This is a genomic window from Pelagibius sp. (assembly GCF_965227505.1).
Taxonomy (GTDB): domain Bacteria; phylum Pseudomonadota; class Alphaproteobacteria; order Kiloniellales; family Kiloniellaceae; genus Pelagibius.
Map to the genome: position 1 here is coordinate 1,767,925 of NZ_OZ245757.1, position 12,035 is coordinate 1,779,959.

Genomic DNA, 12,035 nt, shown 5'->3' on the forward strand with positions numbered 1-12,035 from the left:
CGAAGAAGGGGAGGTGAAGAGAGAAGCGCCGGGCAGTTGAGGAGCTTGAGGTGGCTCACTGCCCGGCGCCAGGAAAGACGCCAGGGGCCTAGTGGGGTCAAAAGGTTCACCCGGTCGCCTTGGGTGCGATTGTGAGGCTGTTCTGCTTGCTTGCCTCACAAAGTCTTGTAGCAGCCGCCGCCGTTCAGCCAATCACCCCAGAGGGTGAAGCCGTCCCGGTTCCCGGTGGCGCGGCCGGCAGATGCCGCGCGCCGCCAAGAGCCCTATTGCCGGCCCGTTCTAGGGCACCGACAGGATCAGGTCGTCGACCGTCAGCTCGCCGGTGACGTTTACCACCGTCGCGAGGGTGACCTCGAAACCATCGCTGGCCGGATCGCTGTCGATCAGGATCGTCGCGTCCTGGTCGGCGCCGGCCTGGTCAACCTGGACGCGCGCGCCGCGATCGCCCTCAAGAACCCCAAGGCTGTCGAAGAGCACGCTCAGATCGATGCTGTCTACGCCCTCGGCGTCGAAGCCGTCGATCAGATCTCCGGCATCGAGAATGCTCTCATAGGCGAAGGTATCTGCGCCCGCGCCCCCAAAGAGGGTGTCGCTGCCTGCGTCGCCGAAGAGGATGTCGTCATCATCGCCGCCGTAAAGGATATCGTCCCCCTCATCGCCGGCCAGATCGTCGTTGCCGAGGCCGCCAAACAGGGTATCGTCGCCGGCGCCGCCGTCGATTGTGTCGTCGGCAATCTCGCCGTCGATCAGGTTGGCGCCGTCGTTGCCTTCGATGTCGTTGGCCGCATCGTTGCCGATGACCGAGAGTGGCGCAGTACCGGCCAGGACGATGTCACTGGCGTAACCGTCAATCAGTTCAAGTGCGGCGTCGGTGTTTTCAACGTTGCTCGTCACCTGGATGTCGTCGTAGACACCGATCGAGCGGCCACCGTTCAACGCGCCGTTGTCGGAGAAGCTGTTGCCGTCGAGCGTCACCGTCGGATTGGCTTCCCCCGGCCCGAGGCCCAGTCCCTCGTGGGGGTTGTTGGTGAAGCTGTTGTTCGTGACGACAGCGCCATCGGGCCCATCGATCGACATGCCGACGAAGTTGCCATCGAAGGTGTTGTCGGAGATCAGCGCGTTCGTGGAGCCGGGATTGATGAACACGCCCGAGTGCCAGCCGGTAAAGCTGTTCTGCGTAATGGTCAGGCCGGTGTTGGCGCCGTTGAACGTCGTCAGCATACCTCGGAAGCCGTCGTCATCTACGGCGCCGCTGCGCGTCAGGATATTGTTCTGAAGCGTAATGTCCGCCGCGCCGCTGGCCAGGAAGATTCCCGCTTTCTGGCCTTGCAGATTGCCGTTGCCTTCCTGGAGGGTGAAGCCGTCGATCGTCGTGCCGTCAGCGCCGTCGCGAAGGAGGATGCCGCCGGTGATGGTCGTTTCAGCGCCCGTACGGCTGTCACCGTTCGGATCGATACCGGACTGCACGCCAAGCAGGGTGACCTGCTTGTCGATGTCCAGGGTCTCAGCGTAGGTGCCGGGACGCACAACAATGGTGTCGCCGTCGGAGGCCGCATCGATGGCGGCCTGGATCGACTGGCCGTCCGTCACCACGAAGACGGACTGGTCGTCGAACCGCAGTTCCTCGATGGCTGTCAGGCTGTCGGCGCCGTCCGGCCCCTCGACGGTTACCGTCGTTCCATCGAAGCTGACGTCGTAGTCACCCCGGTTGCCGCCGAACACGGCCGTATCGAAGTCTTCACCGCCATCGATAGTGTCATCGCCGGCACCGCCAACGAGCGTGTCGTCGCCCGCACCACCGCTCAGATCGTCGTGATCGGTGGCAGAGTTCGTAGCGGTGATCTCCAGGTTGTCGAAGTAGAAGCCCTGGTTGTCACCGCCTTCGCCGTCTGCGGCGGCACCGCTGCCGCTCGGCCGGAAGAACAGGCCGACCGCCTGATTGGCCTCGGCATTGGCGTCGTGATCGTCGTCAAGCCAATTCCAGTAGTTCTCGAAGGTCGTGCTGGTGCCGATCAACTGACCGTCGAGATAAATCTCGATCACATCATTGTCCGCACCGTCATTGAAGCGCAGCACCATCTCCAACTGGTGCCACTGCGCACCATCGGCATCCAAACCCTCGACCACCGTCCGATTGCCGGTGAAGGCGGTAAAGTCGTTGGTGTACCACTGATCGTTGGTCGTCGTGGCCTCGTTTGTGGCAATCCGCAGGCCGACGCTGTCATCCCACTCGAGGACCATGAAGCTGATCCGGTCGGTGCTGCCGACACGGCCGAAGTCCACCTCGACACGGGAAGAGTCCGGCAAATCACTGACCGGTCTGAAGTCGTAGGTGACCCGAATGGTATCGAAGTCGGCAGACGTCAGCGGCTCCCCAACGGTTTCCGCCTCGCCCGAGCTGTTCTTCACAACAGGAGAATAGGGTCCGGCGAAGTCAGTGATGGAAGGGTCGCTGGAGATCCTGAACACATTGCCTCTGTCACCGCCCAGATCGACGATTTCCTGATCACGGTTGCCGGCGCTGCGCAGAACCCAGTCATTCTCCCCGTCTGTGATAGGCCCTGTGTCGAACTCGCTGAAGTCCGTGGAGAAAGTGGCAACGATATCGTCGCCATTACCATAGAGAACATCGTTGCCCTCGCCACCAGCCAGCGTATCGTTACCCACGCCACCGGCGAGCGTGTCCGCGCCGCCGGCACCGTCGAGGGCGTTGGCGCCGTTGTTGCCGGTGATCTCGTTGTCGCCGTCGTTGCCGATAACGGAGAGTCCGCCTTCGCCAAGCAGTTCGACGTTGGTGGCACCTGCCTGCAGCTCCAGAACCCCTCCCGTTCCGGCGTCATTGCTCGTAACGGTTATCCCGTCGCCGTCGCTGTAAACGCCGACCGGCTGACCGCCATTGCCGGCAAAGGTGTTGCCGTCCAGGGTCACCTCACGGTTGCCGTCCTTGGCGCCAAGCCCGATGCCTTCCTGCTGATTGTTGGTGAAGCTGTTGTCGGTGACCACCTGACCGTCCGGCTCCTCAAAGGCCAGGCCGACGAGATTGCCGTCAAAGTCGTTACCGGAGATGACAGCCCCCGGCGCGCCCTCTTCCACATACAAGCCGGTCCGCCAGCCGCTGAAACTGTTCTGGCTAACTGTCAGGCCCGTGTTGCCGCCGTTATCTGCGTTGAGGATGCCGCGCGTACCGGCACTGAAGTCGCCAACCGCACCACCGTTGAGGACATTGTTTTCGATTGTAATGTCGGTGGCGCCGGCCTGTAGACTGATACCGGTATTGCCCGCACCCTTGTTGATCGTGAAGCCGTCGATTGTGGCGCCATCGGCCGCATCGGTCACCGTGATGTTGCCGTTGATCACCGTTTCGTCGCCGCGAACCGCACCCCCGGTGGGATCGACCCCAGTCTGTGCGCCGATCAGGGTGACCTGCTTGTCGATCGTCAGATCCTCATCATAGATGCCGGCGGGCACCAGGATCGTATCGCCGTCCTCGGCGGCATTGATGGCGTCTTGGATTGTGGCAATGCCGTTCTCGCCCACGGTGATGTTGGCCGCGACCTCAACGCGCATCTCGGTCTGGGCAACGATCTCGCCCGTCTCAGCATCCCGCACCGTCAGAACGACAGTATAGGCACCCGGCGCCGCTGGGTCATAATCACCATTGTCATACCATCCGATGTTCTGCGAATTCTGCAGGCCATCGGTGTTGCCGCTGGCATCTTGGTAGTAGTCCTCTCCCCCGCCGTCGCGATGGCCGATGGGGTCGAAGACCATAACCGCCTCGGTCGTGTTGCCGTGAATGTCCGTAAAGTCGGCCACGATGGAGATGCTGTAGGTCTCTGCCGAGATGTCAGCGGAGCCATAGTCGACAATGCTGTAGTCGAAGTTCCAGAGCCCCGCAGCTCCGGAGCTGATGCCGGTTTCAGCAAAGTAGGTCGCGCCTTCGACACCAACATCAAGCGGATCAGGCAGGTGGCCGCGACCCTTGGCCTTGATGGCAACCTCGATCTGCGCCTCGGTATTGTCATGAATGACGAAGTTTTCATTCGAGTTGCCGGTCCCGGCATGGAAGTTGTTGCTGTTTTCATTACCAGGGGGGTCGGTTTCCGGCACACCCCGCTGCAGGGTCGCCTCGAACCTCACCGTGCCGTCCGAAAACTGCAACGTCTCGATATCGGAAAGACTGTCGCTGCCCTCGTCACCGTCGTTCGCGTTTCCGTCGGTTACAGTGACGCCGCCTTCGCTGTCGCCGGAGATGTCGAAATCGAGCCGCTCGCCGAAGTAGGCAGCCGTGTCCTCGCCATCGTCGCCAGTGATGGTGTCATTGCCGCCACCGCCAAAGAAGTAATCCTGGCTCGCGCCGGTCAGGACGTTGTCGCCATCGAGCACGTCGTAGGGGGCCGGCAGACCGTCGGGATAGTCGATACCGTGAGCGAGATCCCAGCCAACGGTCCCGGAGGCCGCCAGGAAGTCGGAATAGACGAACTCGCCGTTAACCTCCGTGACGTTGCCCGCGTGATAGGGGCGGTCGCCAAACTCCTTGGCGGCTTCCGTCCGGGGGTCCGGCTGGTTTTCGGGTGCCAGGTTGGTAAAGCGGTCCGCAATCGGCCCATCGCCCAGATTACCGAGCAGGTTGTCATGCAGGGTCTGCTGCCGGCCGTCCGGCACCTTCACCAGATCCAGCAGCGCCTCGCCGCCCGCGTTCAGATAGCGCACGTAGTCGTTGCCCAAATACGCAAAGTCGGTGTTCACCGGCAGATTCAGGAAGTTGCCGCCGCTCACGTAGCTCTGATCCAGGAAGATCCAGAACGCTGCGAAGGCATTGGCATGGCTACCGTCGACCGTCAGGTTCTCCGGAATCCGGGATTGTTCGGCATCCAGTCCCTCGAATTCCAGGGCCAGGAGATTGCTTACGCTGGGCGCGGTCCCGTCGTTCGGAAGCGTTAGGCCGGAGTTGACGATCGCGACCGCAGCATCGCCGACGATGGTCAGGCTCTGATCGGTCGCCAGAGGACTGGCGTTCGGGAAGGCGGCGGCGATCTGGCCACCATCCAGCTGGACGCTTTGACCAGCCGACGTCTCGATCTCGGTCAGACTGCCCAGACTCGTAAAGGTGGCGGCAACGCCGCTGAGGCTCGAGATATCCAGCGCCGTTACCTGATCACCCAGTTGGTCGGCGTCAATGGTTATCGCAGCATTCGGGCTGAGAACGGGCACCGCCACACCGTCGAAGGTGTTTCCGGCAACAAGGTCGTCGTCATTGTAGTTGTCGAAGGAGTCGCGGATCGCCGGCACGAACCCGCCGCCGTTGAAATCGTTACCGGTGATGACGGCATTCTCGCCGAAGATCTCGAGCAGGCCGAAAGTCGCGGTCTCACCATTGAAGGTGTTCCCGGTGATCACCGCGTCGTCGGCCTCGATGCCGAGCAGCAGGCCGGCATCGGCGCCGCCGGAGATGGTGTTGTCAACAATGCTGACATCGCTGGACGCTTTGGCAGGGCCCAGGCTGGCCTCACCGTTGTTGTAGACCACGGCTTTCGGACCATCCGCGGACAGCGTGTTGCCACGCACGGTCAGGTCGGTGACACCTCCACCGTCCCCGCCGGTGAGCAGCGCACTGCCCGTGGAGCCATCGACATTGTTACCTTCAATGACGACGTCGTCGTTCCCGCCGGCCAGATAAATCGCCGCCAGATCGCCGGCGCTGGCATCAATGTCAAATCCGTTGTTTGCACCGCCGATGATCACGTCATCGACACCGCTTTCAACCCGGATAGCCGCCTGCTGATTCTGACCGGGTCCCGTGATCGAGACATTGTCGCCAATCGCCAGCAGGGTCAGGGACTTGTCGATGGTGATTGGGCCGTAGTCACCGTCCGCCACCAGGATGACGTCGCCGTCGTCGGCGGCATCGATGGCGTCCTGAATGGAGGCGAAGGGGTGCCCCGTGCCGACCAGCAGAACAGTGGTACCGCCGAAAGTGAAGCTTTCCACGTTGGTGATGGTGTCGGTGTCACCGCTGGACGTCTCGGTGACCAGGACCGCGCCATCCGGCCCGCCGGCGAAGGTGAAACCGCCGACTTCCGCGTCAAAGCGTGCGACGTCTATACCTTCACCGCCATCGATGGTATCGCTGCCGGGGCCGCCGATAATGTCGTCATTGCCGGCCCCACCGAAAATCAGGTCGTCGCCGGTACCGCCGGACAGAACGTCGTTACCATCGCCCCCGTAGAGGACATCGTCGCCGGCGCCGCCGTTTATGGCATCCGCGCCGCCGCCGCCATCGATGGTGTCGTTCCCACCCAGCCCGTCAAAACTCTCCCCGGCATCGGTGCCGACGACACTATCGTCGCCTTCGGTCAGCACATCGGCACCATCGACGTCGCCGACATCTGCGTTGTCTATCGCTTCGTCGATATCGAAGTCGTCGATGGCTTGACTGCTGCCTTGTTCGACGCTCTCTTCAATAACATCAGCCGCCTCTTTCTGAGCCACCTGAGCAACTTCGGCCAGATCGGTCAGCACCTCGATGGCATCGCTGTTCTCATCGATGTCGATGTCTTCCACGGCTTCATTGGTCGTGGCGATGACGCTTGTCGCGTTATCAATGTCATCTTCGCTGAGATCATCGGCGGTGGTTTCGCCGGTGTTGTCCTGATGAGTCTGTGCCGCATCTTCCAGGACATCGCCGATCTGGCTGTCATTACCGAGATCGGTATCGACATCGTTTTCCACGTTCTCGGCGATCTTCTCCGCAATCGCCTGAAAGGCCGCATTGGAAGCCGCTTCCGTGTCGGTTGCGCCGGCCCCTTCCAGCGCCGCCTTCACCTGGGTTGCCGTGTTGGCCACCTGAATGCCGGCCTTGACGACCTCCAGCGCCTGAGTGTCGCCGCCAGCAGCGGCCGCCACCGGATCGGTATTGTTCAGGTCGAAACCTTGATCGATCCCCAATGCATCCTTGACCTGCGTCTCCGCCGTGCTGGCATCCGAGCCGCCCTCTACCAACTGCTGTACCAGGGTGGTCAGCGGGGTGATGACGGTGGAGCCCTCCGGCGCCTTCAGCACGCCTTCGAAGGCCAGGCCCGTCGAGATGTCGGTGCCGCCGAAGGCGACCAGCGGGCCGCTGCCGCCGGTCAGCGAGAAGTTGCCGTTGATGTCGGTGGTGCCGAAGACTTCACCGTCGTCCAGCTCGCCATTCCCATTGGCGTCACGGAACACGGTGGCGTTGGCGATGTAGCCGTCGACCAACTGGCCGGCGACGGTTTCGATCGTGGGCCCGGAATCGCCGGCGCCCTGGGGCGCAAGGAAAATCTCCGGCGCCTCGCTGGCGAGCAGGGGCAGGCCCGTCAGCACGCTTCCGGAAGTGGTTTCTGCGGCGCCGGTCGGCGCTCCGACGCCGGCCAGCGCATCGATGGCCTCCGACACCGGCGTCTCGCCAAGATTGTCCTGGTACTGGGTCGCGCCGCCACCCTGGGCGGACGCACCGTCCTGGCCGCCCGCGGTATCTACCGGCGGTCCTGCGGGGGTCTGCGACAAGGAGACTGCGGCATCGAGCAGAGCAGAGACGTCATAGTCCACGCCCGCAACCTGCAGCATCGGCGCATCGCCGTCCTCGGCCATGCCGGCGAGCTTGAGAAAGACGATCCGCGAGTCCGCGGTACCGTCTCCGTCCGCATCGAAGGCAAGCACAATGTTCTCGCCTTCCACCTCAAAGCGTGCGTCTTCCGGTAGGAAAGTTAGGACGTAGACAGCACCCGGTTCGCTGGCGACGGTGACAGTCTCGCCGGCTGCCGGTGGGGCTACTTCGACGACGGCCTGCGCCTGCCCGAGCAGTTGGTCTTGTCCGCTATGCGACGCGGACTGCGCGCCCGCAGCGTCGTGTTCCTGGGCGCCATCACGGCGCCCATGGCCATCAACTCGCTCCATTTTGGTGTGCCCCTTTTCTCCACAACGAGCAAATCCCCGTCTATTGAAGATAGGACCAGGGGTTGCTGTCAGGCGTCACCCCGGCGGGTGAAATCCACGAACCAACCACACCGAATCGTCCAGCCATACCTAATCAAATCAGGCGGATATCGTCACCTTCCAGGGTGACAGCAAGGCTTCTGCAGAGGCGTAAATCTAGGGTCACGACAACGACGTCAGGTCTCTGTCTGAACGCATAGATTGCACCCGCGCTTGCCTGAAGCAGCGGCTCCCCAGTCGGAGGAACCGTCAGGAGGAGCCGCAGTCGGGGGAGCAGGACGCTCCGGCGGACAGCTCAGAAAGAGACAGCAGACACGGCCGGCCGGAAACGGCAGCGGCGGACGCGGGACCACGGGTCGCGCCACAGATGCCTGCGCGCTGTTGCCAGCGACCCAGGCGGCCGCCGGGCCGAGCAAAGGAGCCAAGGATGCAGTCAAGACGACACCTTCCGGCAAGACGCCGCTTCCTCGCCATCTCTGCAAGCGCTGCGGCGCTCGCCCTTCTGCCGCAACCCTCGCAGGCCAAGCTTGCGATCCTGCCGGAGCCTCTGCCGCCTTCGACACCGATCGGCAGCGGTGCGTTCACCAACGCGCCCGGCGCCTGGCTGCGCATGATCAAGCGGTATCCTTCCCTGCATCCCGGCAAGCAGAGCCTGGCCGCGACGGCGTCGTCGAGGGTCCGCGAGGCCGAGCTGGATCACGTGAACCGCCTGGTCAACGCACAGGTGCAGTTTCGCCTGGATGATCGGGAGAACTGGAGACCTGCGACCACCGCCGGCGACTGCGAGGACTTCGCGATCCGCAAGCTGGAACTGCTTGTCAAACGCTTCGCCTGGCCGCGGCGGTCGCTCACCCTGGCAACCTGTCGTGCGGAAACCGGCCAGGGACACGCAGTGCTCCTGGCGCATACCAGCCGCGGGACCTATGCGCTCGACAACCGCCGCGCCGACGTCATGCCGTGGCGCGCCCTGCCGTATCGCTGGGTCGCACGTGAGGAACCGGGAAGCCCCTTTGCCCTGTGGCGAACCATCGCGACTGAGCCGGCCTAGGTGACGAAACCAACCATCTGACTCGCCGAGGCTTCCTCCAGAAAACTCTCTAACGATAAGGACCAAGCCATGCAGGCCACCCGCCAAGCCGCTACCGTTAATGGCAACGCTCTGACCCATGAGCTGCAGTACGAGCGTAAGCTGCGCGGGCCGGAACGAAGCGGCAGACGATACGCCCTGGGCCTGCCGTGGGAGAGCTTCGCACGGGCCTGGAGCCTGGCTGAAGACCGCCTCGCGCGCCTGGAGCAGCAGCTTCTCTCCAGCGATCTGCGCCACTCCTGGATCTGCCGCGCGGATTTCAAGGAAGTCTCGGCCCTTGTCGCTCTCGATGGGGGCGCGGTCGCACTGGAGGACTTGGCCCTGGTCGATGCCCAGAGCCAGCCGAACCGGCCGGCAGCAGCCTGGACCAAAGCCAAGGCTCTGCTGTCGCTAAGACGGCAGATCGGCAGGGCCGGGCCGGCGAAGACGCTCACAGCCGAGAACCTCCTCGCCTTGGAACACCGCCTGACCGCGATCCTCGACGGCGGCAACGAAACCACCGAGGTGCTCGAAGAACCACACAGTGCCGCCAGCATGGAACGCCTGCGGCGCTGGCTCGACGTGGTCGGCGAACTCGAGTCGACGCCGGCGGTACCCGCCGCCGCCATGGCCCTGCGCGTCTGGCAACGGATCAAGCCGCTGGATCGTCACTGCACGGAAATCGGCCTGCTGCTGGCACCCTTGCTGCTTTGGCATTGGGGTAAGACAAAGGGCATGACCGTCTGCCTTGCGGCGGGCCTGCAGGAGGCCAGGCGGAGCCTGGATAGCGAGGCACCACTGGATGCCTGGATCCGGCAGTTCTGCGAGGCCGTTCAGGTTGCCGCGAACCTGGGCCTGGACGAGCACCACAGGATCGCGCGCGGGCGCGCCCGCTTGGTGGAACTGCTTACCCGCCACGGGGCGGGGTCCCGCCTGCCCCGCCTGGCCTGGCTTTTCCTGAACTATCCGGCCATCTCGACGGGCTTCATCAAGCGTCGGCTCGAACTGACCGCGCAAGGTTCCAACTGGCTTCTTCAAGAACTCATTGGCGAGGGGATTGTCCAAGAAGTCACCGGACGGCCGAAGAACCGCGCCTATAGCCTTGCAGTGTGATGTATATTCTTGAATGAATCGACATAACGCCCTATTAGGGCGTTATGTCGGCTTTATTGTCCTATTAGGGCAATTTTGAATCATAAAACATCTGATTTACGCACATAAGAATCACAATAGTATTATAAATCTACATAAAACGCACTTAAAACGAGAGACTTTAACACTTACAATAAATGGTACTGGATGGTCGATCGAACGGGCATCCAGCGATCAGGCGAAGGGACGTAGCCACTGATCGCAACTCCGCAGCTCGGATCGGGCGGCGCCAACAAAGTGGCTTGGCGGCTTGCATTACCCGGTCCGAACGCCAAACAAACAAGGTCGCATAAGCAATTAACCGTAGTCGCATAGACTATGGGGAGTTGTATCAGCGCCAAGCTAATCACCCTTGAGGGTGACGCACCGACCCTTCCCTGACCGCTAGCTTTCAGGCGGGGAGTAGAGGGTTGGAATTTAACGTTTTGATACTTGTTGCAGAGGCTTATGGGCCGGCGCGTCCCTGGATGGACGGCGCCGGACAGGTCTGTGCGGCGGGTAGCGTTTTCCAGCCGAGGACCGCCCCAAGACAGACATCTCCGTACCCGGCATTCTTCGGTCCGCAGGCCCGGCTTGGTATGGAAGGAGCGCGCGCTCGCCCCGATGCGCGCGGCACGCCTGCGTCCGTCCCGGCCATCGGCGCATGGTAATCGATCGCCAAGCTTTCGATGACCTCGTCGAGCAGGTCTACCGCGCTTCGACCGGTGAGATCACCTGGGGCGCGGCCTTGCGGTCTATCGCTTCTGCTTTCGACGCGTCCTTTGCAGCGCTGGCGCTCGAGCGTTGCGAGCTCTCCCAGCTTCGCCTCGACCCGTCGGAGATCACGCCGGTGCCGGTTGCCGCGCACCTCTCCGCAGACCTCGGCGACTTCATCGACCGCTACTACGATTATTACCATCGTCTCGACCCGTTCCGCGTCAGCCTGCCAATCGCCTTTTCGCCGACGATCCAGCGCTTGCAGGACGTCTGCGACCCGCGGGATTTCGCAAAGAGCGAGTACTATCGGGACTTCGCCCGACAGGCAGAATCCTTCCACCTGGCGCGATTCACCTCGCGTCTGGATTCGAAGCTCCAGTTGAAGTTCGCGTTGAACCGGAGCGAGACCGGCGTCCCCCTGGACGACCTGGAGATCGCGCGCTTCGACTCCCTCACCACGCATGTCATGCGCGGGCTGAAGGTGGAGCGTCACGTCACGCAGATGGGCGCAACCATGGATGCCGCCTTCGAAGCGCTCGACCAGATCGGCCGCGCCGCCTTCCTGGTGGACCGGAACGCCAAGGTTGTGCGCATGAACGCCCTGGCGGAGTCTCTCAGTGCCACCGCCGATGGCTTGACGGTGCGCGGCGGGAAGCTGGTACTCGACGGCCAGGTGCAGCGCGCGTTGCAGCAGGCTCTCGCCCAGCGGCTGGGGGAGGATGAAAACAACAAGCCGAGCGCAGCGACGGTCATCGCCGTGGAGCGTCCTTCGGGTGCGCGCCCCTACCTGGCGGAAGTCACGCCCTTTGAGTTCGAGGTCTTCTGGAGTACTGGGGTCGCCGCGACGGCGCTCATCACCATCAACGACCCGGATCCGCGCCCGATCAAGAGCCTCAGCGAGTGGGGTAAGGCACTCGGCCTGACACGCGGCGAGTGGCGGGTGGCGCGCAGGCTGGCCAGCAGCCGCGACGAAGGCGAGGTGGCGCAGGCCCTCGGCATCAGTCTCAACACCGTGAAGACCCACCGCAAACGCATCTACGCCAAGCTGGGCATTCACCGCCGCGCCGAACTGACGGCAATGATTCCGGGCTTGCGGTAACGCTCTGCGGGCACACCCGGCCAGGGCTGTAACGCCCTGGCCGGGCACAAAAGCCTTCCA

The 12,035-nt window shown here is 63.0% G+C and carries 4 protein-coding genes; 3 read left to right on the forward strand and 1 reads right to left on the reverse strand.

Annotated features, from left to right (window positions below):
• Window positions 1-279: 279 nt before the first annotated feature.
• The gene (locus ACO06P_RS08355; RefSeq protein ID WP_420349549.1) at window positions 280-7,923 is read right to left on the reverse strand and encodes a right-handed parallel beta-helix repeat-containing protein; all 7,644 of its coding nucleotides are present in this window, start codon (window positions 7,921-7,923) and stop codon (window positions 280-282) included.
• Window positions 7,924-8,389: 466 nt separating this feature from the next.
• On the opposite strand from ACO06P_RS08355, the gene ACO06P_RS08360 reads away from it, so the two are divergent.
• The 3 genes from ACO06P_RS08360 (at window position 8,390) to ACO06P_RS08370 (ending at window position 11,975) form a co-directional block, all read left to right on the forward strand.
• Window positions 8,390-9,010, forward strand: coding sequence for a transglutaminase-like cysteine peptidase (locus ACO06P_RS08360; protein WP_420349550.1), 621 nt, complete (start codon window positions 8,390-8,392; stop codon window positions 9,008-9,010).
• Between the two features lie 69 nt (window positions 9,011-9,079).
• Window positions 9,080-10,141: a DUF1612 domain-containing protein gene (locus ACO06P_RS08365; protein ID WP_420349551.1), complete on the forward strand. Its 1,062-nt coding sequence runs from the start codon at window positions 9,080-9,082 to the stop codon at window positions 10,139-10,141.
• Between the two features lie 682 nt (window positions 10,142-10,823).
• Window positions 10,824-11,975 carry a helix-turn-helix transcriptional regulator gene (locus ACO06P_RS08370; RefSeq protein ID WP_420349552.1) on the forward strand — a complete coding sequence of 384 codons (1,152 nt, stop codon included), beginning with the start codon at window positions 10,824-10,826 and terminating at the stop codon, window positions 11,973-11,975.
• Window positions 11,976-12,035 lie beyond the last annotated feature (60 nt).